This window comes from Pseudonocardia sp. (assembly GCF_050250275.1).
In the GTDB taxonomy this organism is placed as follows: Bacteria; Actinomycetota; Actinomycetes; order Mycobacteriales; family Pseudonocardiaceae; genus Pseudonocardia.
In genome coordinates this window covers 1-26,769 of sequence record NZ_JBFWOY010000035.1, presented here as the reverse complement: position 1 = coordinate 26,769, position 26,769 = coordinate 1, and the positions used below count along the sequence as shown (strand labels likewise).

The following is a 26,769-nucleotide window of genomic DNA, read 5'->3' as shown; positions in this document are numbered from 1 at the left end:
CCGTCACTGTAGGGGCCGCGGGCCGAAGGCCCGCAGGAATCGATCGCGGAACGTGTCCATGCCCCAGACCGGGGCCTGCGCCGAGGGCCGCAGCCCGGGCTCCCAGCCCCAGCCCGCGGTCGCGTCGAGCACGGCCGGGTCGTGGGCGACGATCGTGACCGGCACGTCCCGGTTGGGGTCGTTGCCGGTGGCGACGGGGGCGGGCTGGTGGTCCCCGACGACGATCGTGACGAGGTCCGGGCCGCCGTAGGTCTGCAGGTAGGAGATCAGCGTCGCGAGGCTGTAGCGGATCGAGGCGAGGTAGTTCGCGCGGACGACGGCCGGGTCGGTGGTCAGGATGGCCTGCGGCGCCAAGCTGGGCCCGGACATCGAGGCGTAGCCGGAACCGTCGCCGACCTGCGCCCAGGGCAGCAGCGTGGGCAGCGGAGTCCACGGCGCGTGGCTGGACACCAGCGTCAGCTCGGCCATCAGCGGCGCGTGCCCGGGGGCGCGGAGCCGGTCCTGGAACGTCGTGAGCGTGTACTGGTCGGGCATCGTCGCGAAGCTGAAGTTCGGCCCCGCGTAGCCGAGGTGGTGTGCGTCGAGGACCTGGTCGTAGCCGTAGAAGTCGGCGTCGGGGAAGCCGGAGGTGGTGCCGGGTTGGACCGCGGCGGTGTCCCAGCCGGCGCGGCGGAAGGCGGTGGCGAGGGTCGTGCGACCGGTGGCGCCGAGGTCGTCGAAGCGGGCCTGGTTGTCGATCCAGACGCCCGACTCGAGTGTCGAGTGCGCCAGCCAGCTGCCACCGCCGACGGTCGGCGAGGTGAGGAAGGCGCTGCGGGCGGGGAGCCCGGCACCGTCGAGCAGGGTGTCCAGGGTGGGGTCGGTGAGCGCGGAACGTCCGTAGCTCTCCACGTAGACCAGCACGACGTCCTTGCCGCGCAACGCGGTCAGCAGCTCCGGGCCCGGGGTCGACCGGTAGGCGTCGGCGGCCGCGGCGGCCTGGAACTCGCGGTGGTCGGTGAGGTCGGCACCGATCTGGCCGACGTGGGTCGCCGCGAGCGTGGCCGCGTCGCGGGAGGCGACGGGCAGCCCGGCGGCCTGGGTGCCGAGCAGCGCGAACACGACCCACGCGACGGTGCCGAGAGCCACGATCCGCCTCGACGGCGTCGGGTGCGCGGTGACGACGTGGGCCGTGCGCAGCACCGCCGCGGTCACGGCGGCGCTCACCGCCAGCCCGAGCAGGACCGCCCCGACGACCGTCCCGACCGCCGCGGCGCTCCCCGAGGACGACCGCACGAAGTCGACGCCGCCCTTCAGCAGCCCGGCGTCGTTCAGCGGGTCGAAGGGCCGGTCGAGGACGGCGGAGAAGCCCAGGTCGAACAGCCGCAGCACCGTCAGCACGCCGAGCGCGAGGCCGAACACGACCGCCGCGATCCGGCGGGCGCGCCCGCGCAGCGCGAGCAGCACAGCGGCCGCGACGAGCAGCTCCAGCGGGATCCGGACGAACGCGGCCGGGGTGAGGTCGGTGACCGCGTCCGGCGCCACCAGCACCGCGACCACCAGCGCGACCGCGACGACGCTCCGGGCGCGGCTCATCCCGCCGGGCGACCGCGCCGGGCCGCCAGCACGACCGCGCCCGGGATCGTCGACGCGAACGTCAGCAGGCCGTAGACGATCGACGCGGACGCGCCGTCGGCGGCGGGCAGGCCCGCGGCGCAGAAGCCCAGTGCCGCAGCGGCTTCGCGCGGCCCGAAGCCACCGATGCCGATGGGCAGGCCCGTGGCGAAGAGGGCGGCGAGCACGACCGGCAGCAGCTGGGTGACGGGAGCGTCGGACCCGATCGCCCTCGCCGCGACGACGAACAGCGTCACGTTCCCGGCGAGCGCGATCGCCGAGAGGCCGAACGCGCCCGGCCAGATCCGCGCGGCGAACAGCCCGGTCCGGGCGTCGGCGAGCAGGGTCGCGACGGCCGACCGCAGCCGCGGCACGTATCCCACCACGACCGCCGCCACCACCACGACCGTTGCGGCGACGCCCAGTGCGGCCGGGCCGGGCAGCAGCACCGAGAAGGCGTCGGGCCTGCTCAGCAGCACCGTGAGGCCGACGACGACCAGCACGATCTGGCCCGCGAACCGCTCCAGGACGACGGCGCGCGCCGACCGGGCCAGCGCCCCGATCGCGCGCCCGTGCCCGACGGCGCGCCCGACGTCGCCGAGCACACCGGTCGGCAGCACGGTGTTGAGGAACGTCGACCGGTAGCAGTCGGCGAGCGCCGGCCGGAACCGCAGCGGCAGCTCCAGACCGCCCGCGACGAGCTGCCAGCGGGCGGCGTTGCAGGCCGTCGTGAGCAGGCCGACGGCGAGCGCGACGGCCACGAGAGTCGGGTCGATGGCGCGCAGCCCGTCGAGCAGCGGGCCCGCGCCGAGCTGCCATCCGACGACGGCGAGCACGGCGACGCCGCCGATCGCCCCGACGTTCCTGCGGAGCGCCGGGACGACACGGCGGGTCGGGGCCGCCCGGGTCACGACCGCGGTCATCGCAGTAGCGCCGGTGCGGGGACGAGGGCGTCGAGCACCGCGGCGACCCGCGCGGCCGTCCGGTCCCAGCCGGGTACGGCGAATCGCGCCACCATCGCCCTGCGGCGCAGCGCCTGCCGCAGCCCGACGTCGTCGAGCCAGCGGCGCAGCCCGCCGGCCAGCGCGGTCGCGTCGCCGGGTTCGACGAGCAGCCCACCCGTGCCGAGCGCCTCGCCGACGCCGCCGGCGTCGCAGGCGAGCACCGGGACCGCGCGGGCCGCGGCCTCGCGCACGACCATCCCGAACGCCTCGGTCCGCGACGGCAGCACCAGCAGGTCGGCGCCGTCGAACGCGATGTCCAGCGCCCGGCCGGCGAGTGGCCCGTCGAAGCTCATCCGGTCGGCCAGCCCGTGCACGCGGGCCCGCTCCCGGACGCGGTGCACGAACGCCGGGGCGCGGTCCAGCGGGCCGGCGACCCGGCACGTCCAGCGTCGGTCCGCGACCGCGGCCAGGGCCTCGACCAGCACGTCCTGGCCCTTGGTCGGGGTGACCGCGCCCAGGCACAGCAGGCTGCCGCCGTCGCCGGAGCCGGCCGCGAGCGGCGCGGGGTCGGCGCCCGGTTCGGCGACGTGCACCCGCCCGGCCGGGACGCCGTGTCCGTCGACGATGCGTCGCTGCGTCCACGCGCTCGTGGTGACGACGGCGGCCGCGGCGTGCAGCACGCGGCGTTCCGCGGCGGCCAGGCCCGGGGCGGCGCCCGCCTCGTCGCCCAGCGGGAGGTGCACGAGTACGACCAGCCGTAGCCGCGCCGCGTGCGGCACCACGACCTCGGGCACTCCGCACGCGACCAGCCCGTCGAGCAGGACGACGGTGCCGGCCGGGATCGCGGCGAGCGCCTGCGCGAGAGCGGTCCGGGCTGCGGGCTCGGGGCGCGGCCAGGCGCCGTCGACCTCGATCTCGCACACCGGCCGGTTCGCCGCGAGCGTGCTGCAGAGCCGGCGGTCGTAGACGTTGCCGCCGGACGGGCGCGCGGGGTCGTCGATGCCCGCGGGCATCACGACCACGGTGACCGGCCGGTTCACCGCGCGCTCACAGGGTTCTCTCGTAGGACGCCGAGGCCACGTGCGACTCGTTGAGCGTCACCACGATCCCGGCGAGCCCGCGGGCGCCCGCCCCCAGGGCCCCGGCGTGCACCCGCTCGGCCAGCCGGTCGGCGACGACCTTGGCCAGGAACTCCGTCGACGTGTTCACCCCGGCGAACGCGGGCTCGTCGTCGAGGTTGCGGTAGTTGAGCTCGCCGAGCACCTCGCCCAGCTGGGCGGTGGCGAGCCCGATGTCGACGACGATCCCGTCGTCGTCGAGGTCGGTGCGCCGGAACGTCGCGTCGACGACGTACGTGGCGCCGTGCAGTGCCTGCGCCGGGCCGAACACCTCGCCGCGGAAGCTGTGGGCGACCATGAAGTGGTCGCGGACGGTGATCGAGAACAACGTCAGCTCCTTCCCCCGTACCCGACACGGTGCAGCAGCCCCGGCGGTTCACCGGTGAGCACACGCGGGAGTGCGACGGGTAGCTCCTCGAAGCTTCCCGTGCTGGTCACCAGCGCGTCGAACCGGTCGTCGGCGAGCAGCCGCATGGCGACGTCCCGGCGTCCCGCGAAGCCACGACGGGCCCGGCGTGGTGCCACCGTGCCGACCTGGCTGCTGCGGATCGTCAGCCGCCGCGGGTGGAAGCCCTCGCCCAGCGGCAGGGTGACCGGCCGGTCGCCGTACCAGCTCATGTCGACGACCTCGCCCTCGTCGGCGAGCAGCTCCAGCGACCGGGCCAGCCCCTCGCCGGTGCCGCTGGTGTGGACGACGAGGTCGCAGTCCCCGTCGGCGTCCCCGGGCGTCGCGAAGCCGACTCCCAGCTTCTGCGCGACCCGCGCCCGGGCGGGCAGCGGATCGACCAGCTGCACCCGCGCACCGGGCAGCCCCGCCAGCACCGCCGCGACCGTGCACCCGACCATGCCCGCGCCGACGACGGCGACCCGGTCCCCCACCAGCGGCGCGGCGTCCCACAGGGCGTTGACCGCCGTCTCGACGGTGCCCGCCAGCACCGCCCGCTCCGCCGGCACCTCCGACGGTACGACGGTGACCCACGACGCCGGGACGACGTAGTGCGTCTGGTGGGGGTAGAGGCAGAACACGGTGCGCCCTGCCAGGTCCGCCGGGCCGTGCTCGACGACACCCACGTTCAGGTAGCCGTACTTCACCGGCCCCGGGAAGTCGCCCTCCTGGAACGGTGCGCGCATCACCGCGCGCTGGTTCGCCGGCACCCCGCCGCGGAACACGATCGCCTCGGTCCCCCGGCTGACCCCGCTGAACGTCGTCCGCACCAGCACCTCCCCCGGCCCCGGCTCGTCCACGGAGACGTCCCGGATCTCCGGCTCTCCGGGCGCGCGCAGCCACAGTGCTCGTGCGATGGTCATGGTTGTCCTCCCTGGCGACGACCGCGTCAGCGGATCACGCGTCGGCGTCCGTCCAGTCCACCAGGCGAACGTGAACATCGCGCTTCCCGTCGGCTCGTCCCACCGGTGACGGTCGTCGCGATCCGCGCGCAACCGCACGGTCGGACCGGCACCCTGCGGCAGCGGCAGGGTTGCGCACGGCGTGTCGGACGGGGCCCGCGTGCGGTAGGGGTTGAACCGGGCGGGCCTCGCGCCCGTCGGGAGGACCGGAGACCGAACGGAAGGGACCCATGATCGCGACGACGGTGCTGGGGGGCGAGCTCGCGCTGCTCGGCGTGCTCGCCGCGACCGTGGGCCTCGGGCCGGCCGGCTGGGTCGTGGGGGCCGTGCACGCCGTCGTGCTCACGGCGCTGCTCGCCCGGGGCGAGCGCGCGGAGGGGCGGCGGCCCGCCGACCGGGTCACCGCGCTCCGCGCGGTGCTGGGCGGCGCCGTGACGGCGCTGGTCGCCGACGGGGTCGCGGGCCGTGTGGCGCCCGTGGCCGTGCTCGTGGTCGTCGCGTCGGTCGCGCTCGTGCTCGACGCGGTCGACGGCCGGGTCGCGCGCCGGACCGGGTCTGCGTCGGCGTTCGGCGCGCGGTTCGACATGGAGACCGACGCCTGGCTGATCGCCGTGTTGTCCGTGCACGTCGCTGGCCTGCTGGGCTGGTGGGTGGTCGCGATCGGGGCGATGCGGTACGCGTTCGTCGTCGCCACCGCGCTGGTGCCGTGGCTGCGCGGGACCGTGCCGCCGACGAGCGGCGCGAAGGTCGTCGCCGCCGCACAGGGGATCGTGCTGGTCGTCGCATCGGCCGCCCTGCTGCCCGCAGCCGCGGCGACGGTGCTCGTCGGCACCGCGCTCGGTGCGCTGAGCTGGTCGTTCGGGCGCGACGTCAGGTATCTGAACGGGGCACGTAGCGCAGCAGCACGACGTCGCCGATCGGCCGGGTCTCGACCAGCCGCATCCGGTTCCCCGGACCCTGCGGGAACGCCGCGGCGTTGACCAACCGCGGCGCTCCCGGCTGCCCGACGAGGAACGGTGCGAACACCAGGTGCAGCTCGTCGACCAGGCCGGACACCAGGAACAGGGTGTGCACCTCGGAGCCGCCCTCGACCATCAGCGTCCGGACGCCGCGCCGCCGCAGGTCGGCGAGCAGGGTCGCGACGTCGAGCGGGTCCCCGGCACCGGCGACGGTCGCCGCCGGTCCGATCCGGTCGCGCACGTCCGCGACCGCCGAGGTCGGCGCGTAGACGATCCGCTCCCCCTCGCCCGTGGTGAGGAACCGGGAGTCGGGGGCGATCTTGCCGGTGCGGGTGAGCGTCACCTTGACCGGCGACGGCGGCCTGCCGGTCGCGACCCGGGCGGCGCGGCGGGTGTGGGAGCGCACGAGCAGGCGCGGGTCGTCGCAGCGGATCGTGTTGGCGCCCACCAGGATCGCGTCGACCGAGGCGCGGATCTCGTCGATCCGGTCGAGGTCGGCGTCGTTGGAGAGGATCAGGCGTTCACGACCGAGGTCGTCGATGCAGCCGTCCAGCGACACCGCGGCCGAGAGCAGGACGTGCGGTCGCCTCATCGTCTCAGCAGAGCACAGGAACCGGTCGAAACCCACCTCTCCCCGACGGCCGCGGCCGCGCCGCGGTTCACGCAAGGTCCCGGGGTCGCCGTCACCGCTGCCGACGACGTCACCCCGCAGGGCACACCCACCGTCTCGACCTGGCCGATCCTGGCGTTCGTCAGAGCCAGCGCGGCAGGGCGGGTGCGCCGGGCAGGGGCGCTCGTCCGGTCAACCAGCCGGCGAGCGCGGCCGCGGGGGCGGCGATCGTCGGTGCGTCCGGTGCCGCCGGTCCGAGCGACCAGGTCGCCGACCGGTCGGTGGGCGCCAGCACCGCCGACGGGCAACCCTGCCTGCCCGACAGCATCCCGGCGACGTCGGCGATCATCGCGTCGACGACGCCGGCGGGCAGGTCGGCGACGGACGCGCCGGCGTCGAGGTCGACGGCGTGCAGCCACACCTCGCGCACGCGCATCCACGGCACGTCGGTGGCGGGGATGTCGCGTCCCTGCGCGCTGCGGACCTGCGCCGTCCAGTCGGCGTCGCCCAGCGCGGCGAGCGCGTCGTCGAGGGTGGCGGTGGTCGCCGCCAGGTCGGCGCGCAGCCGCGCGGGTGGGTGGCCGGCGGCTTCCTCGATGTCGGCGTCGCGCTGGTCGGGACCGGAGTACATCGGGGTCTCGACGCCCGTGCGCGCCCACGTCGCCAGCCGGGTCAGCGCCTCGGCGTTGCGCGCGACGTGCCCGACGAGGTGCGCCCGGGTCCAGCCGGCCAGCGCGCAGGGTTCACCCAGTGCGGAGTCGGGGAGGTCGGCGACGAGCGCGGCGAACCGCGCCTCCCCGGCACGCATCCAGGCCAGTGTCACCGTGACGTCGTTCCGATCGGTCATGCCTGTACTCCCCCTCGCCCGGGCACTGGGCGCTGTCGACGCGCAGCACCGTCGTGTCGATCGTGTCGACATCACATCACGACCGGTCGACGTGCCCGCCGGCCCGGCCTGCGCCGGGCAGCGGCCCGTCGGCGGCCTCGAAGGCCGGCTCCCGCGGAACGGAACGGCCCCGGCTCCCGCCATCGTCGGCGCGGGAGCCGGGGCCGGTGCCACGGGTCGGTACCCGGGATCAGTCCTCGGCGTCGTCCTCGGGGTCGTCGTCGGGGTCGTCCCCGTCGCGCGCCCGGCCGGAACCGCCGCCCTCCATCTCGTCACGCCACTGGTCGACCAGCGTGCGCTTGAAGCGGTTGTTCGAGGGCACCTCGATGCCCCGCGCCTCCGCCCATTCGCGCAGCTGGGCGCGCTCCTCGACGGTGAGGCCGGTGCTGGTGTGGACGGCGCGGCGGCCGCCGTAGCCCGGGATCGACGCCTCGATCGTCCCGGCCTCGAGGTAGGGCCCGAGGAGGTCCAACAGCTTCTGGTACTCGGGTCCCGCGAGATCGATGCGGATGTGCATCTGGTCGATGTTGAGCTCGTGGGTCTCGACTTCGTCCTCCGTACCGCTGATGTCGCAGTAACGGATCTCCCGGATACCCATGGATCAGCTGGTTCCCTTCGTACTGCGGGCGCGGGTCGTGCGCGCCTTGCCTGCGGCGGCGCCCGACTTGGCCGGGGCCTTCGCGGCGGCCCTCGCCGGGGTCTTTGCGGCGGTCTTCGCGGCGGGCTTCGCGGCTGTGCGGCCCGCCGCTCTGGTCGCCGCCTTCTCCGCTGCCGCCTTGTCGGCCGCCGCCTTCTCCGCGGCCGCCTCGGCCGCAGCCTTCGTGGCGGCCTTGCGCAGCGCGGTCAGCGTCTGCCCGGCGAGCGCCTTCGACGCCACCGAGTCGCCGATCTGGCGCGGCGTCATGTGCCCGCGGCCACTCGGCGCGAGGTAGACCTCGCCGTCGTTGCCGGTGCGGTACTCGAGGTTCGATGCGACCCGGCGGAACCGGGTGCGACCCCCCGCGCGGACGCCCTCCCACTTCTCGACCTTCACCGCCAGCAGGCAGCAGGTGCAGACCAGGCGACGCAGGAGCATCCCGTCGCGGTCCACACCGTTGAAATGGATCCCCGCCTGCCTGATCGTCGGGAACAGGTGGCGGCCGCGCTCGCGGCACGCCAGCACCTCGTCCGAGACCCCGTCGACGTAGAGGTCGACGTCCTCGTCGGACGCGCGGACCCGTCCGGTCTCCTGCTGCTGCTCGCCCTGGATCGACAGGACGGCGGACGATCCGGTCGCGTCGTCGGCCACTGGTGTCCTCCTTCGATGTATGTGTTGGCGGGTGCCCCTGGGGACCACCCTTCGCTGTGGCACAGCAGATCACACCACGACCCACATCATCCTCGCACCCGACGCATCTCACGTCGGACCACCGGTTGCGGCTCGATCGGATCGGCACGGACGGGACGATTCCGGGACCCGCCGGGTGCGATCACCCCGAACCATGCCATCTCGACGGCCGACACACCGAGTCGCAACGCCGTGACCCGGACAGACGTCGTCCCCGGTACGGACGAACGGTGTCCGTACCGGGGACGACGTCACCTCTCAGCTGGTACCGGGCGTGCAGCGCACGTCGGCGGGCGGCAGGTCGAGGCCGATGAGGTAGTTGCCGACGACGGTGTCGACGCACGTGTTGCCCTGCAGCGCGATCGTGTGCTGGGTCCCCTCGAAGGTCAGCAGGCGCGCGTCGAGTGCCTTCGCGAGCGAGACCCCGGCCTGGTAGGGCGTGGACGGGTCGCCCGTCGTGGAGATCACGAGCGTCCGCGGGAGCCCGTCGACCTTCGGCAGGTGCGGGGTCGTCGGTTCCACCGGCAGGTAGGAGCAGACGTTCAGGGTGGCCGGGACCTCGATGCCGGAGTCCTGGAGCGGTGCGATCTCGTTGATCCTGCGCGCGGTCTCCGCAGTCGCCTCGGGGTCCTCGTTGCGCGCCCCGTCGGCGCAGTTGACCACCATCAGCGCCTCCTGCGAGTTGCCGTAGGCGCCCTGGTCGGTGCGGCCGTAGTAGGCGTCGGCCAGGGTCATCAGCGTCGTACCGTCGCCGGCCTTCAGCTCGGTGAGGCCGGCGGTCAGCTTCGGCCAGGCGCCCGGGTTGTACAGCGCGGCGATGGTCGCCGTGACGGCGTCGCTGTAGGACAGCGCGCGGTCGCTGCCGCGTACCGGCACCGGCTTCTCGAGCAGCGGCCGGACGAGCTCCTGGTAGGCCGCGGTCGCGCCGGCGGGATCCCCGGGCAGCGGGCAGCCGCGTGCCGTCGCGCAGTTCGCGGCGTAGGTCTCGAAGGCCTTCTGGAAACCCTCCATCTGGGCGACGGCCCCGTCGGACGCCGACTGCGTCGGGTCGATGGCGCCGTCGAGCACCATGGCCCGGACGTTGCCCGGGAACAGCTCCGCGTAGTCGGCGCCGATGCGGGTGCCGTAGGAGTAGCCGAGGTAGGTCAGCTTCTGCTCACCGAGCGCGGCGCGCAGGACGTCCATGTCGCGGGCGACGTCGCGGGTGCCGGAGTGGGCGATGACGTCGGCACCACCGGAACGTTCGACGCACCGCGCCGCGTCGCGGCGGTTCTCCTCGTCCAGGCGTGCGACGGCCGCGGGCGAGACGTCGACGTCGGTCTCGGCACGTTGCTCGTCGATCTCGCGGTCGGTCATGCAGTCGATCGCCGGTGTGCTGGCGCCGACACCGCGCGGGTCGAACCCGACGACATCGAACGGGCCGTCCTGCTGCGCCGCGCCGAACTGGGCGGCCAGCGCCATCCCGGACCCGCCCGGGCCGCCGGGGTTCACGACGAGCGAGCCGACCCGTCGGGCCGTCGCGGTCGTGCGATGGCGCAGGACCGCGACCTTCGCGACGCGCCCGTCGGGCTCGGAGTAGTCGAGCGGGACGGTGAGCGTCGCGCAGTCGAGGCCGGGCGCGGCGAACGCGGTGCGTTCCGCGTCGTTGCCCGCGAAGGGCGTGCACGGGCCCCAGTCGAGCACCTGCGTGTAGTAGCGGTCGAGCACGGGCGGCGCGTCCCCCGAGGTGGTCGCCGCCATCGCGACCCCCGCGGTCGGCACCGTGCACGACGCGAGCGCCACGCTCGCGGCTGCTGCCAGCGCGGCCAGAGCCGCGCGGCGTGGTGAGATCGTCATCCTGGTCGGTCCTCCCCCGTCGGCCGCTGGGACGACGGTCCGCCGATGGACGGGCCGGCGAGCGGCGCACGGTGTCGAGGATGCGGACCGGGGCGGGCGGTTTCGAGGGAGCACGCACCCGGACCGGACGGGTGAACCCGACGGTCCGGATAGGGCTCACCCCGCGGTGGCCTGCTGCGCCGGCCCGCCGGTGGCCGCGGTCGTCGGCGTCCGCGGGGCGGCGCGGGCACCGGTGGGCGCGTCGCCGGGCACGCGCCTACTGTCGTTGTCGGCGCGCGCCACCGCCGCCTGCCTGCCCGCCGGAGGTCACCACATGTCGACGCACGGCGACGTCGTCGAGGCCCTGCGCCGCACCGGGGTCCCCACGGCCGCCGACGCCGGCACCCGCGCCTGGTACTCCTCCGACGCGTCGCTCTACCGCATCCCGCCGCTCGCCGTCGTGCACCCGCGGGAGGCCGCCGACGTCGAGGCGGTCCTGGCGGTGTGCCGCGCGTCCGGGACGCCGCTGACCGCCCGTGGGGCCGGGACGTCGGTGGCGGGCAACGCGATCGGGCCGGGCGTCGTCGTCGACTTCTCCCGGCACATGAACCGCGTCGTCGCGCTCGACGCCGACGCCCGCACGGCGACGGTCCAGCCCGGCACCGTGCACGCGACCCTGCAGCAGGCCGCCACCGCCGTCGGGCTGCGGTTCGGGCCCGACCCGTCCACCCACACGCGCTGCACGATCGGCGGGATGATCGGCAACAACTCCTGCGGGTCGCGCAGCCTCGCCCACGGACGGACCTCCGACAACGTCCTCGGCCTCGACGCGCTGCTCGGCGACGGCAACCGGTTCCGGACCGGCCCGTCGCCCACCGGTGCCGAGGCGCTGACCGCCCGGTTGCACGCCGTCATGGCCGACCGCCTCGCGGTGGCCCGCACCGAGTTCGACCGGTTCGGCCGCCAGGTCTCCGGCTACGCCGTGCAGCACCTGCTGCCCGAGCGCTTCGACCTCACCCAGGCCCTCGTCGGCTCGGAGGGCACGCTCGCGGTCGTCACGGAGGCGACCGTGCGCCTGGTCGAGGACCGGGCGCACCGGGTGCTCGTCGTGCTCGGTTTCGACGACATCGTCGCCGCCGCGACCGCCGGCCCGGAGGTCGTCACGCACGGACCGAGCTCCTGTGAGGGGCTCGACTCGCGGATCGTCGACGTCGTCCGGGAACGCCATGGGCCACAACGGGTTCCCGACCTACCGCGCGGTGGGGCGTGGCTGTTCGTCGAGTTCGCGGGCGACGACCGCGCCGCGGTCCTCGACCGGGCCACCGCGCTCGCCGGGGCCGGGCTCGGGGTGGCCGCGCGGGTCGTCGACGACCCGGCCGTCGCCGCACGGCTGTGGCGGATCCGTGAGGACGGCGCGGGCCTGGCCGGGGTGGCGCCGTCGGGGCGGCCGGGCTGGGCGGGGTGGGAGGACGCCGCCGTCCCGCCGTCGTCGCTGGGTGCCTACCTGGCGGGGTTCGACGAGCTCGTCGCCGCGCACGGCCTGAGCTGCGCCCCCTACGGCCACTTCGGCGAGGGCTGCGTCCACGTGCGGCTCGACTTCCCCTTCGACCGCCCCGACGGCACCGACCGGTTCCGCGCGTTCCTCACCGACGCCGCCGCGCTCGTCGCCGCCCACGGCGGGACGCTGTCGGGCGAGCACGGCGACGGCCGCGCCCGCAGCGCCCTGCTCCCCGCCGTGTACACCCCCGCGGCGCTCGACCTGTTCGCCCGGGTCAAGGGCGCCTTCGACCCGGACGGCCTGCTCAACCCCGGGGTCCTCGTCGACCCCGATCCCGTCGACGCCGCCGTTCGTGTCGCCGGCACCTTTCCCGTGTACCGGCCGGGCGGGTTCGCCCTGCCCCACGACCACGGTGACCTCGCCGCCGCCGTGCACCGCTGCACCGGGGTCGGCAAGTGCCGGGCCGACAACTCGGCCGCCGGTGGTGTCATGTGTCCGTCCTATCTGGCCACCCGCGACGAACGCGACTCCACCCGTGGCCGCGCCCGGGTCCTGCAGGAGCTCGTCCGCGGCGAGCGCACCGACTGGCGCGCGCCCGAGGTGCACGACGCCCTCGACCTGTGCCTGTCGTGCAAGGGCTGCACGTCGGAGTGCCCGACCGGCATCGACATGCCGACCTACAAGGCCGAGGTCCTCCACCACGCCTACCGGCGCCGGCCCCGGCCGCTCGCGCACTACACACTGGGCCGGCTCCCGCAGTGGGCGCGGCTGGCAGGCCGGGTCGCGGGGCCGGTGAACAGGCTCGCGGGGACCCGCCTGGCCGCGCGCCTCGCCGGGGTCGACCCGCGCCGCTCCGTGCCGCCGTTCGCGCCGACACCGTTCCGCCGCAAGCCCTTCTCGCCGGCCAGCGGCACTCCCGCCGTGCTCTTCGTCGACAGCTTCACCGACGCGTTCGCCCCGGACGTCGCCGACGCGGCACTCGCCGTGCTCGCCGCCGCGGGCGTCGCGGCACGGCCCACCGGCGCCGGTGTCTGCTGCGGACTGACCTGGATCACCACCGGCCAGCTCGACGCCGCCCGCCGCATCCTGCGCCGCACCGTGACCACGTTGCGCCGCGCCGCCGACGCCGGCATCCCGATCATCGGCCTCGAACCGTCGTGCACCGCCGCCCTGCGCCGCGACGCCGTCGACCTCCTCGGCACCGACGACGCCCGCGCCGTCGCCGCCCACACGTCCACGCTCGCCGAGTTCCTCACTGACCATCCACAGTGGACACCACCCGACCTGAGCGGGATCGAGGTCGTCGCCCAGCCCCACTGCCACCACCGGGCGATCATGACGTGGTCGGCCGACCAGGCCCTGCTCGAACGCACCGGGGCGACCGTCCACACCGTCGCCGGCTGCTGCGGGCTCGCCGGGGACTTCGGGATGACCCGCGGGCACTACGACGTCTCCGTCGCGATCGCCGGACAGAACCTGCTGCCCGCCGTCGACGCACACCCCGACGCGATCGTCCTCGCCGACGGCTTCTCCTGCCGCACCCAGCTCGCCGACCTCCGCGGTCGCCCGGCCCTACACCTGGCCCAGCTCCTCCGGGAGCGGGCGACGGACGCCTGACCGCGAACCGGACGTCAGTCCGGCGAGTGGGCCGTGCCGAGAGCGTGCGGCGTCGACGGCTGTGTGATCCGGATGTCGGGGAACCGCAGCCGGCGCGGCTCGTCGACGGTGAACCCGGCGGCCCGCAGGTCGCCGATCGGGTCGGTGGCCGTGTGACAGCCGCCCGCGACCAACGGCCAGATCGTCGCGTCGGCGATCCGCTGGACCCGCCGCAGCCCCGGGGTGTCGGCGACGGTGTGCTCCAGGAACCGCACGGTCCCACCCGACCGCAGCACGCGGCGCGGCTCGCGGAACGCGCCCGCCCGGTCCGGCAGCGAGCACGCGACCAGGCACAGCACCGCGGCGTCGACGGTGCCGTCGGCCAACGGGAGCCGTTCCGCCACACCCGCGTGCACCTCGACGGGGACCGGCGCGCGGGTCGCGGCCGCCGCGGCGAGTGCCCGAAGGTGTGGTTCGGGCTCGACCGCCACCACCGACGTCACCGTCGCCGGGTACCGGGCGAAGTTCCGCCCGTTGCCGCACCCGATCTCGACGACCGCCCCCGCCAGCGGCGCCAGCAGCTCGTCGCGCAGCGCGCCCATCCCCGCGTCGTCCAGGCGCACGCTCGTCGACGCGTAGACCTTGCTGAACCAGCGCCGCGGCCGGTCGGTCGTCGGGTCGCCCATCGCAGCCCCTCGTCGTGGTCCGGGGCGTCAGTTCATCACGGGGTCACGGTCGACGACAGCACCGCATCGCCCGTCCCCACGGGCGGCCGTCTCGGCGAGGGACCGGCGACGTCGTCGACGGGGTGACGTTTCCGAGACAGACGCGAGCTCGATGCGGCAGCAGCGTCAGGTCGCCGCACATCAGGCCCCTCGCTCGCTCGGTCGGGGCACGCATTGCTCTGGTCTGAAGCTCTGGCACATCGGGGCCGGCGCGTCGCCTCGCTCGGTGCAGGGGTTCGCGAACGAGTTGACGCTTTCTCGATCTTCGGTCGCGGGATGTCTCGGATACGTCGACTCTTCGCAGGGCCGTACGCGCCTACAACTGGCGCGGGGAGCTCCCGGATCAGGCGGGCGCCCCGCGCCTCGGGCCGCGTTGCAGTTCGACCGACGAGATGACGCTCCCGCGACATCTCGCACCCGAGGATCGCGAAAACGTCATGTCGCTATCAAGACGGCCCGTCCCGGGTCGAGCGACGCCCGAGACGGACGGCCCCATCCCGTGCCGACGCGCCCCGCCGTGCGCCGCGCCGACCCACCCCGTGCGCCGCGCCGACCCACCCCGCCGCGCCGGGCCGGGCCGGGCCGGGCCGGGCCGGGAACTGCGTCGCACCACGCTCACCCCGTGCGGGACGCCCCGTTGACGTTGAGGAACTCCCCGCTGACGTAGTCCGACCGCGGCGAGGCCAGGAACAGCACGGCCTCGGCGATGTCGCGCGGGCGGCCGTGGGCGCCACGCTCGCCGTTGCGGTGCAACGGGATGTCGGCGGTGAGCGTCGCGATCTGGTCGTCGGAGAACGCGTCGTGGATGGCGGTGCGGATGAAGCCGGGGTTGACCGCGTTGACGCAGATTCCGTACTCGCCGAGGGTGCGCGCCAACGACACCGTGAGCCCGAGGATCGCGCCCTTCGACGCCGCGTAGGCCGGGTTGGACGCCGGCCGCCCCGACTGCGCGGCGAGCGACCCGATGTTCACGATCTTCCCGTACCGCTTGGCCCGCATCCCCGGGAGCACGGCGCGGACACACCAGAACGCGCCGTTGGCGTTGACGGCCATGGTGCGGGTCCAGCTGTCGTCGGTGACGTCCCACGGATCGACGGCGTCGACGACCGCGGCGTTGTTGACCAGCACGTCCACGACGCCGAGCGCATCGGCGGTGCGGGCCGCGGCAGCGGTGACGGCGGCCGGGTCGGCGATGTCCACCCCGACACCGAGCGCGGCCTCCCCGATCCCGGCGGCGACCTCACGCGCGCCGGCCTCGTCGACGTCCCACACTGCGACCTTCGCCCCGGCCGACGCCAGCAGCGGCGCGATCTCGCGCCCGAACCCGCCCGCTCCCCCGGTGACGACGGCGACCCGACCGGTGAGCTCCTGTACGGTCATGCGTTCACCTTCAGCAAGGCGGCATGGATGGCGTCGACCCCCGGCACCCGGGCCTCGACGAGCTCCTGCGGCGTCGGCACGTTGGCGAACTCCGCGCACAGCCGGACCGGCGCGGCGCGCAGCCGGTCGAAACACTCCTCGACGGCGAGCGCGCACACCTCGGCGGCGACGCTGAACGGCGCCGGGGCCTCCTGGACGACGACGAGCCTGCCGGTGCGCGACACCGACTCCACGATCGCGGCCCGGTCGAGCGGGGCGATGGTGCGGGGGTCGATCACCTCGACGGAGACGCCGTCGGCGGCGGCCCGCTCGGCGGCCTCCAGCGACCGGTCGACCATGCGGCCGGTGGCGACGACCGTGACATCGTCGCCGGCCCGGCGGGTCTCGGCGACGCCGAGCGGGACGAGGAAGTCCTCGTCGACGGGGGTGTCGCGGCGCGCGGTGAGCAGGCCGAACGTCTCGATGACGAGGGTGGGGTCGTCACTGCGGATCGCGCTCTTGAGCAGGCCCTTCGCGTCGCGCGCGTTCGACGGCATGACGACGGTCAGCCCCGGGACGGCGCCGAACCAGGCCTCGAAGCTCTGGCAGTGCTGGGCGCCGTAGGAGCCGCCGGAGCCGCTCATGGTGCGGATCGTCAGCGGCAGGGGGCGGCCGGTGAAGTACCGGTACTTCGCGGCCTGGTTGACGATCTGGTCCATCGCCAGCATGCAGAAGTCGAAGAACATCAGCTCGACGACGGGCCGCAGCCCCACGGCCGCGGCGCCGATGCCGAGCCCGGCGATGGTGGCCTCGCTGATCGGGGTGTCGCGCACCCGGTCCGGCCCGAACGTCGCACGCAGGTTGCGCGTGACGCCGTAGGGCCCGCCCGGGCCGCCGACGTCCTCGCCGACGAGCACGACCTTCTCGTCGCGTTCCATCTCCTGGTGCAGGGCCTGGTTGACGCCCTGCCAGAACTTGAGTGGACGGGTGGTCATCCCAGCACCTCCGGGTCCGCGGCGGGTGCCGCCAGGGCGCGATCGACGGCACCGGAGATCAGCGCCTCGATCTCGGCGTCGATCGCGGCGGCGTCGGGTTCGGCGAGCGCGGCGCGGGCGCGGGCCACGGCGTCGCGGTCACGCCAGGCCTGGGCCTCGGCCTCGTCGCGGTACGTCGCGGGGTCGCCGACGTAGTGGCCCGACAGCCGGTAGGTCATGACCTCGATCAGGGTCGGCCCGTCGCCGGCGCGCGCCCGGTCGACGGCGGCGCGGGAGGCGGCGGCGACGGCGTGGACGTCGCTGCCGTCGACCCGCACCCCCGGGAACCCGTAGGCCGCAGCGCGCTGCCACACCTCGCCCGCGACGTGCGTCGACGACGGGGTGAGCTCGGCGAACCGGTTGTTCTCGCACACGAACACGACGGGCAGGGCCCACAGCGCGGCGAGGTTGAGGGCCTCGCCGAAGTTGCCGGTGGCCGTGGCGCCCTCGCCGAAGAAGCAGACGGCGACGTCGTCGCGGCCCTGGACCTGCAGCCCGAACGCGGCGCCGGTCGCGATCGGCAGCCCGCCGCCGACGATCCCGTTGGTGCCCAGCAGACCGACGTCCGGGTCGGCGATGTGCATCGACCCGTTCCGACCGGCCGAGTACCCGGTCCGCCGACCCAGCAGCTCGGCCATCATGCGGTCGACGTCGGCACCCTTGGCCAGGCAGTGGTGGTGGCCACGGTGGGTGGAGGTGACGACGTCGGTGCGGCGCAGCGCGGCGCACACGCCGACGGCCGTGGCCTCCTGGCCGAGCGCGAGGTGCAGCGGGCCGGGGACGTGGCCCTCGCGGTACTGCTCGGCGACGACCTCCTCGAATCGACGGCACAGCAGCAGCTGCCGGTAGAGGTCCGCGGGCGGTGGGGACGTCACGTCGTCGGGCATCGTCGCTCTCTCGCTGCAGTCCGGGGCTCCCGAAACCGACCGACCAGTCGGTCGACTCGTACGCTAGCCTGAACCGACTTCCGACGGCAACGGCGACAGGAGCGAGCCCGTGAGCGGTGCCCCCGACCCCGCCGGAGTCCCCCTCACCGAGCGCACCGTGCCGCGCATGCTCGCCCGGTCCGCCGCGCTCGACCCCGCCCGCCCGTTCGTCGTCACCCGCGAACGGGCCTGGTCCCACGCCGAGACCGACCGGATCGTCGCGACGCTCGCCGCCGCGTTCACCGCCCGCGGCATCGGCCAGGGCTCACGCGTCGCGATCATGATGCCGACGTCCCCGCGCCACGTCTGGCTCCTGCTCGCCCTCGCCCACCTGCGCGCGACCCCCGTGGCGCTCAACCCCGACGCGTCCGGTGAGGTGCTGCGCTACTTCGTCGCCGACTCCGGATGCGTCCTCGGCGTCGTCGACCAGGACCGCGCGCCCGCGTTCCGCGCCGCCGCCGGTACCGACGGGCCGCCCGCGATCGTCCTGCCCTCGGGCGCCGACGACCTCGGCGAGCTGGGCGGCTCCGATCCGGTCCCGCTCGACCCCGGCGCCGCGTCGTTCTCCGACACCTTCGTCGTGCTCTACACCTCCGGCAGCACCGGCATGCCCAAGGCCACCGCCGTGACGCACGCCCAGGTCATCACGTGCGGCGCGATCTTCGCCGACCGCCTCGGCCTCGGCCCCGACGACCGTCTCTACACGTGCCTGCCGCTGTTCCACATCAACGCGACCGCCTACTCGCTGTCCGGGGCGCTGGTCAGCGGCGCCTCCCTCGCCCTCGGGCCGCACTTCTCCGCGACGACGTTCTGGGACGACCTCGCCGACCTCGGCGCCACCGAGGTCAACGCCATGGGCAGCATGGTCCGCATCCTGGCGTCCCGGCCGCCGCACCCCGCCGAACGCGCGCACACCGTCCGCACCATGTTCGTCGCGCCCCTGCCGCCCGACGCCGTCGAGCTCGCCGCGCGCTTCGGCCTCGACTTCGCCACCTGCTACGCCCAGACCGAGTGGCTGCCGTCGTCGATGACCCGGCCCGGCGAGGGCTACGACCGCCCCGGCGCCACCGGCCCCGTCCTCCCGTACACCGAGGTGCGGATCGTCGGCGACGACGACCTGCCCCTGCCCGCAGGCCAGACCGGCGAGATCACCCTGCGCCCCCGCGCCCCGTTCACCACCTTCCAGGGCTACCTCGGGAAACCGCAGGAGACCGTCGACGCCTGGCGCAACCTCTGGTTCCACACCGGCGACCTCGGCGACATCGGGCCCGACGGCTGGCTGCACTACCGCGGCCGCCGCAAGGACGTCATCCGCCGGCGCGGGGAGAACATCCCGGCGACGGTCGTCGAGGACCTGCTCGCCGGGCACCCCGACATCGCCGAGGTCGCCGCCGTCCCGGTCCCAGCGCACATCTCCGAGGAGGAGATCTTCGCCTTCGTGGTCCCCCGCCCGGGCACGACGCTGACTGCTGCCGACGTCGAGGCCCACGCCCACGACGTCCTGCCCCGCTACATGGTCCCGTCCTACCTCGCGCTGGTGCCCGACCTGCCCCGCACAGCCACGAACAAGGTGGCGAAGCTCGACCTCACCGAACGCGCCCGCACCGCACTGTCGGACCCGGACTCTCCCGACGTCCCCACCCGCACCGCGGTCGCCGACCGCCGGATCGCCCCGGACCCCGCGGACTGACCAGGCCTCGCCGGAGCCGACCGGGTCGTCCTCCGCGCCGACGCGTCTACGGCACGCCGCGACCGGCCACGGTCCGAGGGACGTCCTCCGAGCGGCTCCCATCGACCCACCCCGGCAACCGCGCGTCGGCTCGGCGGAGTGGCACCCGGAGTGGACCCGGACGTGCTGAGCGCACCCGCCGGGTCCGGCCCCGCCCCCTGTCGACCGTCCGGCGGCGGCGACCGCTGCGCGGTCGAACTCCGCGGGATCACCCCGAAGGCCACCCGGGCGACTAGCGTCGAGCCATGACCGAGGTGCCCGATGTCTGGCCCGAGCCCGTCGACGGCGCGCCGCTCACCACCCGTGGCGCCGCGGAGCTCGCCTTCGCGGTCGCGGTGCGGGAGGTCTCCGACGTCGCGAGGTCCCTGATCCCGGCCGGGTCCGTCCGGGACTCCTACGAGGGGACCCTCGTCGCCGACGCACGCCGGCTGCACGGGCTCGCCGCCCGCGCCCTCGCGCTGGCGGTCGCTGCCGAACGTGCCGACGGGACGACCTGGGCGGGCGTCGCCGCGGCGACCGGGGAGGAGCCCGAGCGGGCCCGCGCCCACTGGGAGCCCCTGGTGCAGCGGTGGGACGCCGCGATGGAGCAGGCCGCCGTCCCCCGCGTCGACGACGACCCCGACGACGTGCCCGCCCCCGTCGAGGCCACCATCGCCGAGCTCGACGGCTGGGTCGTCCGCCACCGTGAACCCACCGACCCGGACACCGGTGACCGGCCGTTGTCCGACGCCCTCGGGCGGATGGACCCGCACCACGAGTTGCTGCACCTCGCCGCGCTGCGGCGCCGGCTCGCCACGCTGCACGACGGGTCGTCGCCACCCGCGCAGCTGCTCGGCCTGGTCGAGCGCGAGGCGCTGCTGGAGGAGCACCTGGCGGCCGCGGCCGACCCCAGCGACCGGGCCGACCACGAGCAGGCGGCGGCGAAGGCCCGCACCGTCGCCGCCCACCTACGGACCCGCACCGATCCGTGACCGCCCCACCCTCGTGAGCCTGCCGGGTCCCTCGGCGCAGGCCTCGCGCTGCACCGCCAGGTACCGCGAGTGATGCCGTGACCGGGTGGTGCCCGAGCACCGGCTGAGCATTCACGGTCCGGAGCGGACCACCGGCCACGAGCACAGCCGGTGGGCTCGACCTCGTCCGCACCCGCGCCCAGTGGCCGGCCGCGGGGGTGCGGCGTCGTCAGCCGGGGGTCGGGATGATGTTGTTGTTCATCTGGAAGACGTTGTCGGGGTCGAGGTCGGCCTTGATCCGGCCGAGGCGATGCAGGTTGCGGCCGAACGCGGTGTCGGTGCCGGCCTGCAGGGGCTCGTCCTGCCTACCGGTGAAGTTCAGGAACACCCGCCCGTTGCCGTACTTCGTCATCTCCTCCCAGGCCGACCGGCCCCACGCGATCGCGTCCTCGTCCTGCTCCGGGTCGCTCCACATCGTGTCGAACGAGACCATCCACGGCGAGGTCCGTTCGGCGAACGCGGTGGCCTCCGGGTCCACGGCGTGCACGGCGCCGCCCAGCCGGAACGTGTTGACCAGGGTGATCGGACCGGGCCGATCCGCCGCGCGCCGGGCGAGGGTGTCGATCGCGTCGTCGGAGAGCTCGTCGAGGTACTGGGACTTCCAGTAGGCCCGCAGCGCGCCCCGGGGGAAGAAGGGGTCGAACGAGGCCTGGACGACCGAGTACGGCATCGGCTGGGACAGGTCGAACAACGGTGTGCCCAGCTCGCGCAGTGGCTGCAGCACCCGCATCCCCTCGTCCGGGTCGGGTCCGCAGTGGACCGCGGCGACGATCGCGACGGGCCGGTCGTGGATGACCTCGGGCATGCCGGGGGCCGCCGGGAAGGTCATCGTCACGACGAAGGTGGTGACCTCGTCCGGTGCGGCGGCGGCGTACTCGCGCCAGCTGCGCTCGACCGTGCCGAGGTCCTCCAGGGGGTACATGACGCCGGCGAACGCGACGATCGGGCCGACCGGGTGCAACCGGAACGTGAAGGAGGTGACGACGCCGAAGTTGCCGCCGCCGCCGCGGATCGCCCAGAACAGGTCGGCGTCGTCGGTCTCGGACGCGGTCCGCACGCTGCCGTCGGCACAGACCACCTGTGCCTCGACGAGGTTGTCGCAGGACAGCCCGTACTTCGCGTTGAGGTGGCCGTAGCCGCCGCCCAGCGTCAACCCGGCGACCCCGGTCTCGGACACCCGCCCGAGCGGTGTCGCCAGTCCGAAGGCCTGGGTCTCCCGGTCGACGTCGCCGAGGAGCGCCCCACCCTGCACCCTCGCCAGCCTGCGGTCCGGGTCGACCATCACTCCGCGCATCGCCGACAGGTCGATCAGCAGGCCGTCGGGGATGCTCGACAGCCCCGCGACGGAGTGGCCGCCCGCGCGGACGCCGACCAACAGCCCCCGCTCGCGGGCGAAGCCCACCGCCTCGACGACGTCCGCGGTCCCGGTGCACCGCGCCGTCAGCGCGGCGGGGTCGCCGTACATGGCGTTCCACTCCGGGCACGGCTCGGGCGCACCCGGGTCGGTGCCGCCGAGCACGACGGTCCCGCGCAGGGCGGCGTCGAGCTCGTCGAGAACGTCGTCGGACAGGTGCTCGCGGGCACCGTCGGCCCGCAGGAGCGTGACGGTCATGGCGCACCTCTCAACCCCGGCCGCCCCCGTGGGCGGCCGCGTGACGTGCCGATCGCGGAAGCGAGCGGCTGTATGCAGGCACGGCCGTGGGCGGGCCAGGCTAGCGTTCCCGGCACCGGGCCGAACGGGCCGATCGGCCCGGTTTGCGGCGCGCTGCGCCGGACGACGGCACTACGGGGTGGTGTGCGGTGACCGGCCCGGGACATCGCCGCATCTGACGGGCATGCTCCGGCCCTGATCAGGCAGGACCGCGACGGAGTACCTCGACAGGTGCCGCTTCGAGTCGGACCCGGTGCTCCTGCGGGCGATCGCAGCTGAGGCAGCTGACCGGGTGCCTGCGGGGGCTGAGGTATCGGCGGGTCTGGAGCTGGGCGGGGTACCGATAGCCACCGCGCTCGGCTCTGTCCACCGGGCTTCCTGTCGCGTTCGTCCGGAAGGCTGCGAAGTCGTATGGGACGCGGCGCCTCCGAGGGTGCCGAGATCGAGGGTCGACGGGTCTTGGTCGTGGAGGACGTCGTCACCTCCGGTGGGCAGGTGGCGATCTCGACAACGGATGTGCGGGGCGGGGGCCGTTGTCGATCACGTCTTGTGCGTTGTCGATCGAGGAGGGCGGCGCCGAGAAGTTGGCTGACGTCGGTCTGACGATGACCGGGCTGTTCACCGCCGCGGAGCTGTGTTCAGCGGCCTGCTGGTGCTGCGACGCCGGCGTTCGTGGGCGCTGTGCACGCGCGGCGAGCGCGTGACAGATGCGGCCGTCCTGGCGTTCCTCCGCGTCCCAGAACACGAAGTCGTCGTCCGCGCAGCACACGAGATGCTCCCGGAGGTACTGGCCGCATGATGAACGAGGACCAGCTGGGCGAGTTCATCGACCAGCACTTCACACGGGACCTCTTCCGCCTCGAAACCCGAGAGCGCTACAACGTCGAGTCCGACGGCGAGGACCTCCGTCGCTTCCTGCGCGGAGAGAGCAATCCCGCCGCTCCCGGCAAGGCCGAGTGGCTCGAGCATGTCCGTGAGGAGGCCCGCGCCGGCCTCGTCTCGCGGCGGGTGAACGTGCTGCGGGCCCCGCTCTCCGACTATCAGCGCTACGAATGCGAGTGGGGCTACACCTACCTCGTCGAGGCCGGCGAGCAGATCCGCGTGCTCGACCTGAGTCACCGCGCCGAGCATGGAGACAAGATCGGCGGTCTCGGCGTACACCTCGGGCATTCCCGGCTGGCGAACGACAACATTGCCGAGCAAAGCGATCCGGCCTCCGGGATGGAGCAGGTCGTGGGCGCGCTGCCAGCCGACCGTCGGGTCGACCCAGTGCCACGCCGAGGCAGCCACAACTACGTCGAAACGGCGGCCGCGGTCGTCCCACTCCTCGAACGTCGACAACTCGACATCGACGTTGCCGAAGGTGGCAGTCCGTCGACGGGCGAGTGCGGCCATTCCTGCGCCGGGCTCGACGGCGGTGACCGCGCAACCGAGCGCCGCCAGCGAGCGGGTCGCCTGGCCGGTACCGCAGCCCACCTCGAGCACGGACGCATTCCCGTCGATGCCGGCGATGGTGGCGAGGTCTGCGAACAGCTCGTCGGGGTATCCCGGACGGACCCGGTCATAGAGCTCTGGCACGTCGTCGAACACCTGGCCGAGGCCACGTCGATCCGAGCCTGCCATCGCACCATCCTGCCTGAAATCATCAGCCGCGGATCATCTACTCACTGCGCTGGCTCGGCCAATCAAGCTGCTCAGCAAGGACCACGCGCTGGGAGATCGACGAACAGATCGCCGCGTACCGGTCCGAGCAAGCACCGCTCATATCGCAGGGACTCGTCGCGTGCGGCCTGTATGGCGGGCCGCGGCCTAGCTCTACCTACCTGCGGCACCCGATCGTCGAGCGCGTCGACGCCACTGGCGGCCTACGTGCGGATCTGAGCTCGGTCTCGTCGGGCAAGCCGGACCTCCCAAGGCTACTTGCTTGCGTCGCACCGCCTTGGGTGTCGCCCTCTGCCTGCATGGTCATCGAGGACGCACCAGCGGGAACCAGGGCCGGCCGTGTGGCTGGGATGCGAGTGCTTGCTATCGGATGGTCGGATGTCGGTCGACCCCGTCGCACCTCCCCTGATCTCCGGTGGCGCTGGGGTTCAGGCGAAGCCCCGACCGTCGGAGGCACTCGACGTCCCAGCCGCCCAAGGAGGTCGCGGCCGACGTGGACGTACCGAGTGGAGAATGTCTGGATGCGACCCGACCCCGGCCAGGTTCTGCATTTTTCCGAGGACCCCACCATCGCCGTGTTCGAGCCCCATGTCGCCAGAACCGCCCGGCAGAAGGACGCGTACGTATGGGCCGTGGACGCGAACCAGGCTCCCAGCTACTGGTTCCCCCGTCAGTGCCCCCGGGCGATGGCGTGGACGTCGTCGCGCACGACGAAGGCTGATGCTGATTTCATCCTCGGTCCCGGCTCGGGGCCACGCGTCCACGCCGTGGAGTACGACTGGCTGTCTCGTATCCAGTCCGTCGACCTGTTCGCCTACCGGCTGCCCGCCGATGCCTTTGAGCCGTTCGGAGAGCCTGAACCCCACGCGTTCGTCGCTACCGAGCCTGTTCGCCCGCTCGGACCGCCGGAGAAGGTCGGCGACCTCCTGCAGCTACACGAGGCCGCCGGCATCCAACTCCGCGTGCTGCCCCGACTGGGCGCATTCTGGGCAGCGGTCACGGCCAGCACGTTGGAGTTCGGTGGGATCCGGCTCGGGAACGCGCAGACGTAGCGTTACGGCGGAGCTCGCAGCTCGTCAGATGGGCGCCCCTCCGACCGCGGGGCCGGCGTGGCCGGCCCGCGAACCGGCGGCGGCGCGTTGACTGCTCGTACTGCACGGCAGTTGTGGCGTGTCGCGAGAAGACTGAGGCCGGTCGGGCTGTGGTGGTCACCGCGGGGTTGATGTTGGCGGGCGGGTGGCCTCGTCGGACGCAGTGGTGGAGCTGTTCGCAGGCCGTTTCTGCAGGACCGAGCCGGCGCCCGCCGGGTCGGGACGCACTTGCAGGGCCGGTGTCGTGGCGCGGCTACCTGGGCGAGCCCGACTCAGGAACCGTAGAACGGCAGAACCGGCTTCAGAGATCCTCACCGCCGCTCGCCCGCCGTCCTTGCGATCTTCCTGCACCAGCGGGCACACCTGAGTCCACCGGTCGGTGCCAGCCACGCGACGACCCCGGACTGCGACTGGACGGGACCGCAGCACGGCACGGAACAGTGTGTGCCAGACCCGACTGCGGCGCGCGGGTGGCTCCTGTATGGCCCGGTCAGCCTGCGGCTTCTGAGCGTCTTCGAGGTGGTTGGAGTCATTGTCGACCGACGGGGCGCAGGCGCTGGCCTGTCTGACGCGAAAGGTGAAGAGTCAGAGCCCAGCGCGGGTCGAGGTCATCTGTCGCCCACGCAGCAGGACCGCGATGGAAAGGGCCGGAATCATTGCAGCCCGCCTGCGTGACAGCCCGCCTGCGTGGCCCGCTCCCCCGGGACCAGCCACCTAGGCGTCGGTACTCGACCGAGCATGAAGCACGAATACCGGCGGGGTGGGTTCGACCTTGCCGACCTCTCGCACCAGCTCGGTGGCAACCTCGCGTAGTTTCCTGTTCTGATTCTGCGACTGCTGTCTCAGTAGATCGAAGCCCGCGTCGGCGGAGCAGTGATTGCGCTGCATCAAGATGCCGATCGCCTGGTCGATCACCGGCCGAGTGGCGAGCGCCCGCGTCAGATCCTCGACAGTCTGCGCGAGTTCGCTCGTACACGACCGCGTTTCCTGGGTCGTCATCGTCACGGGTTCCCGAACGGCGCATCCGGCAAACGAGTGGTCGGTTGCCCAGCGCCCGACCAGACGCCGCGGGTCCATCCCCCGCGGGTCTCACAGCCATCCGCGCGGGCACGTTGAGATGCGCCGGAGGAGGCAACAGTGTCGGCACAGGAGCCGAACGATCGAGAGTTCGCCGTCCCAGACGATCCCCTAGCGGTGGTACGCCCAGGTGATCCCGATCCGTTCCAGGGGCGCTGCGGAGCTTGCGAGTTCCGCTGGTGGGACGACCGGGACGATCCAGCCGAAGACGCCCCGTGGCACTGCCACCGCGACCCGGGCCATCTCGGCCAGCACATCGCCACAGATCCTGGTCGTCGGGGTCCGGACCGAATCCAACCGGTGCTGACTCGGGCACGGGATGGGACCTGGCGGTGGTCGGCGGAGCCTGCAGCGGACGTCCTGCGCCGCTGCGTCGGCGCCGTCGTGGGAACGGCGCCGTGGCTGCCGCGGTTCGCGCTCCCCAATTGCCGCGGGCTGACCAACCGGCAACTGCTGAGGGTACTTCCCGGGAAGTGCTGGCCCCGCCGACCACCGGCGCCAGGTCTACCCGAGCTCGTCGCCGATCGATAGACGAGCGCCGACTTCGTCAGGAACCCGTCAGTTTCACCGAAATAGTCGTCAGGTGACCGAAAGGTTCGAAGAACCGTGTGCCTACGAGGATGGGTGCGTGATCGGAGCCGTTACTCACCCCCCAATGACCCCGGCCGTCTTCGGTGAGCTGGAGTCAGAGGTCCGCAGCTACTGCCGCAACTGGCCGGTCGTGTTCGACACCGCCCGCGGCAGCCGCCTCACCGACGTCGACGGCAACAGCTACCTCGACTTCTTCGCCGGCGCCGGCGCGCTCAACTACG

At 73.7% G+C, this 26,769-nt stretch carries 21 protein-coding genes and 3 pseudogenes; 7 read left to right on the top strand and 17 right to left on the bottom strand.

Annotation, left to right across the window (positions count from 1 at the left end; translation table 11 throughout):
- Nucleotides 1–3: 3 nt before the first annotated feature.
- The 5 genes from AB7F12_RS26180 to AB7F12_RS26160 are packed head-to-tail and all read right to left on the bottom strand — an operon-like array spanning nucleotide 4 to nucleotide 4,957.
- Nucleotides 4–1,575 (bottom strand): sulfatase-like hydrolase/transferase, encoded by a 1,572-nt coding sequence (locus AB7F12_RS26180; RefSeq protein WP_428497557.1) that lies wholly within the window; start codon nucleotides 1,573–1,575, stop codon nucleotides 4–6.
- Nucleotides 1,572–2,516: a lysylphosphatidylglycerol synthase transmembrane domain-containing protein gene (locus AB7F12_RS26175; protein WP_428497556.1), complete on the bottom strand. Its 945-nt coding sequence runs from the start codon at nucleotides 2,514–2,516 to the stop codon at nucleotides 1,572–1,574. Before AB7F12_RS26175 ends, AB7F12_RS26180 begins: the two co-directional genes overlap by 4 nt.
- Complete coding sequence (locus tag AB7F12_RS26170; protein WP_428497555.1) at nucleotides 2,513–3,550, bottom strand: glycosyltransferase family 4 protein; 1,038 nt, start codon at nucleotides 3,548–3,550, stop codon at nucleotides 2,513–2,515. The genes AB7F12_RS26175 and AB7F12_RS26170 overlap by 4 nt, the downstream gene beginning before the upstream one ends.
- Before the next feature lie 34 nt (nucleotides 3,551–3,584).
- Entirely contained in the window at nucleotides 3,585–3,983 is a 399-nt protein-coding gene (locus tag AB7F12_RS26165) for a 6-pyruvoyl trahydropterin synthase family protein (protein ID WP_428497554.1), read from the bottom strand.
- A 2-nt stretch (nucleotides 3,984–3,985) separates the two neighbouring features.
- Complete coding sequence (locus AB7F12_RS26160) at nucleotides 3,986–4,957, bottom strand: zinc-dependent alcohol dehydrogenase (RefSeq protein WP_428497599.1); 972 nt, start codon at nucleotides 4,955–4,957, stop codon at nucleotides 3,986–3,988.
- Nucleotides 4,958–5,232: 275 nt separating this feature from the next.
- On the opposite strand from AB7F12_RS26160, the gene AB7F12_RS26155 reads away from it, so the two are divergent.
- Nucleotides 5,233–5,982: a CDP-alcohol phosphatidyltransferase family protein gene (locus tag AB7F12_RS26155; protein WP_428497553.1), complete on the top strand. Its 750-nt coding sequence runs from the start codon at nucleotides 5,233–5,235 to the stop codon at nucleotides 5,980–5,982.
- On the opposite strand, the gene AB7F12_RS26150 is transcribed toward AB7F12_RS26155, so the two are convergent.
- The 5 genes from AB7F12_RS26150 to AB7F12_RS26130 form a co-directional block, all read right to left on the bottom strand.
- Nucleotides 5,873–6,553, bottom strand: a complete 681-nt coding sequence (locus tag AB7F12_RS26150; protein ID WP_428497552.1) for a RibD family protein — start codon at nucleotides 6,551–6,553, stop codon at nucleotides 5,873–5,875. The two genes, AB7F12_RS26155 and AB7F12_RS26150, sit on opposite strands and share 110 nt — an antisense overlap.
- Before the next feature lie 160 nt (nucleotides 6,554–6,713).
- Nucleotides 6,714–7,418: a maleylpyruvate isomerase family mycothiol-dependent enzyme gene (locus AB7F12_RS26145; RefSeq protein WP_428497551.1), complete on the bottom strand. Its 705-nt coding sequence runs from the start codon at nucleotides 7,416–7,418 to the stop codon at nucleotides 6,714–6,716.
- 229 nt (nucleotides 7,419–7,647) lie between these two features.
- Nucleotides 7,648–8,055, bottom strand: coding sequence for a hypothetical protein (locus AB7F12_RS26140; protein ID WP_428497550.1), 408 nt, complete (start codon nucleotides 8,053–8,055; stop codon nucleotides 7,648–7,650).
- A 3-nt stretch (nucleotides 8,056–8,058) separates the two neighbouring features.
- Nucleotides 8,059–8,745 (bottom strand): hypothetical protein, encoded by a 687-nt coding sequence (locus AB7F12_RS26135; protein WP_428497549.1) that lies wholly within the window; start codon nucleotides 8,743–8,745, stop codon nucleotides 8,059–8,061.
- Nucleotides 8,746–9,042: 297 nt separating this feature from the next.
- A complete protein-coding gene (locus tag AB7F12_RS26130; protein ID WP_428497548.1) occupies nucleotides 9,043–10,620 on the bottom strand; it encodes an alpha/beta hydrolase in 1,578 nt (525 codons plus the stop codon).
- Between the two features lie 313 nt (nucleotides 10,621–10,933).
- Between AB7F12_RS26130 and AB7F12_RS26125 the strand changes: the two genes are divergently transcribed.
- Nucleotides 10,934–13,714 carry an FAD-binding and (Fe-S)-binding domain-containing protein gene (locus AB7F12_RS26125; RefSeq protein WP_428497547.1) on the top strand — a complete coding sequence of 927 codons (2,781 nt, stop codon included), beginning with the start codon at nucleotides 10,934–10,936 and terminating at the stop codon, nucleotides 13,712–13,714.
- A gap of 14 nt (nucleotides 13,715–13,728) precedes the next feature.
- Here the strand turns inward: AB7F12_RS26125 and AB7F12_RS26120 are convergent, their stop codons facing one another.
- The 4 genes from AB7F12_RS26120 to AB7F12_RS26105 form a co-directional block, all read right to left on the bottom strand.
- Nucleotides 13,729–14,379 (bottom strand): class I SAM-dependent methyltransferase, encoded by a 651-nt coding sequence (locus AB7F12_RS26120; RefSeq protein ID WP_428497546.1) that lies wholly within the window; start codon nucleotides 14,377–14,379, stop codon nucleotides 13,729–13,731.
- A 654-nt stretch (nucleotides 14,380–15,033) separates the two neighbouring features.
- Nucleotides 15,034–15,798 carry an SDR family NAD(P)-dependent oxidoreductase gene (locus tag AB7F12_RS26115; protein WP_428497545.1) on the bottom strand — a complete coding sequence of 255 codons (765 nt, stop codon included), beginning with the start codon at nucleotides 15,796–15,798 and terminating at the stop codon, nucleotides 15,034–15,036.
- The gene (locus AB7F12_RS26110; RefSeq protein WP_428497544.1) at nucleotides 15,795–16,772 is read right to left on the bottom strand and encodes an alpha-ketoacid dehydrogenase subunit beta; all 978 of its coding nucleotides are present in this window, start codon (nucleotides 16,770–16,772) and stop codon (nucleotides 15,795–15,797) included. The genes AB7F12_RS26115 and AB7F12_RS26110 overlap by 4 nt, the downstream gene beginning before the upstream one ends.
- The gene (locus AB7F12_RS26105) at nucleotides 16,769–17,698 is read right to left on the bottom strand and encodes a thiamine pyrophosphate-dependent dehydrogenase E1 component subunit alpha (protein ID WP_428497543.1); all 930 of its coding nucleotides are present in this window, start codon (nucleotides 17,696–17,698) and stop codon (nucleotides 16,769–16,771) included. Before AB7F12_RS26105 ends, AB7F12_RS26110 begins: the two co-directional genes overlap by 4 nt.
- A gap of 109 nt (nucleotides 17,699–17,807) precedes the next feature.
- Here AB7F12_RS26105 and AB7F12_RS26100 point away from each other — a divergent pair, with 109 nt between their 5' ends.
- A complete protein-coding gene (locus AB7F12_RS26100) occupies nucleotides 17,808–19,427 on the top strand; it encodes an AMP-binding protein (protein ID WP_428497542.1) in 1,620 nt (539 codons plus the stop codon).
- A 284-nt stretch (nucleotides 19,428–19,711) separates the two neighbouring features.
- Complete coding sequence (locus tag AB7F12_RS26095) at nucleotides 19,712–20,437, top strand: hypothetical protein (protein ID WP_428497541.1); 726 nt, start codon at nucleotides 19,712–19,714, stop codon at nucleotides 20,435–20,437.
- 208 nt (nucleotides 20,438–20,645) lie between these two features.
- Here AB7F12_RS26095 and AB7F12_RS26090 read toward each other — a convergent pair whose 3' ends face one another.
- Entirely contained in the window at nucleotides 20,646–22,088 is a 1,443-nt protein-coding gene (locus AB7F12_RS26090) for an FAD-binding oxidoreductase (RefSeq protein WP_428497540.1), read from the bottom strand.
- Nucleotides 22,089–22,922: 834 nt separating this feature from the next.
- Between AB7F12_RS26090 and AB7F12_RS26085 the strand changes: the two are divergent.
- A pseudogene (locus AB7F12_RS26085) lies at nucleotides 22,923–23,246 on the top strand (DUF6879 family protein); the annotation flags it as partial.
- A gap of 141 nt (nucleotides 23,247–23,387) precedes the next feature.
- Here the strand turns inward: AB7F12_RS26085 and AB7F12_RS26080 are convergent.
- Nucleotides 23,388–23,750 (bottom strand): annotated as a pseudogene (locus tag AB7F12_RS26080) (class I SAM-dependent methyltransferase); the annotation flags it as partial.
- A 560-nt stretch (nucleotides 23,751–24,310) separates the two neighbouring features.
- Between AB7F12_RS26080 and AB7F12_RS26075 the strand changes: the two are divergent.
- The gene (locus AB7F12_RS26075) at nucleotides 24,311–24,841 is read left to right on the top strand and encodes a DUF6886 family protein (RefSeq protein WP_428497539.1); all 531 of its coding nucleotides are present in this window, start codon (nucleotides 24,311–24,313) and stop codon (nucleotides 24,839–24,841) included.
- 753 nt (nucleotides 24,842–25,594) lie between these two features.
- Here the strand turns inward: AB7F12_RS26075 and AB7F12_RS26070 are convergent.
- Nucleotides 25,595–25,879, bottom strand: a complete 285-nt coding sequence (locus AB7F12_RS26070; RefSeq protein WP_428497538.1) for an ANTAR domain-containing response regulator — start codon at nucleotides 25,877–25,879, stop codon at nucleotides 25,595–25,597.
- A gap of 733 nt (nucleotides 25,880–26,612) precedes the next feature.
- Between AB7F12_RS26070 and AB7F12_RS26065 the strand changes: the two are divergent.
- Nucleotides 26,613–26,769 (top strand): annotated as a pseudogene (locus AB7F12_RS26065) (diaminobutyrate--2-oxoglutarate transaminase); the annotation flags it as partial.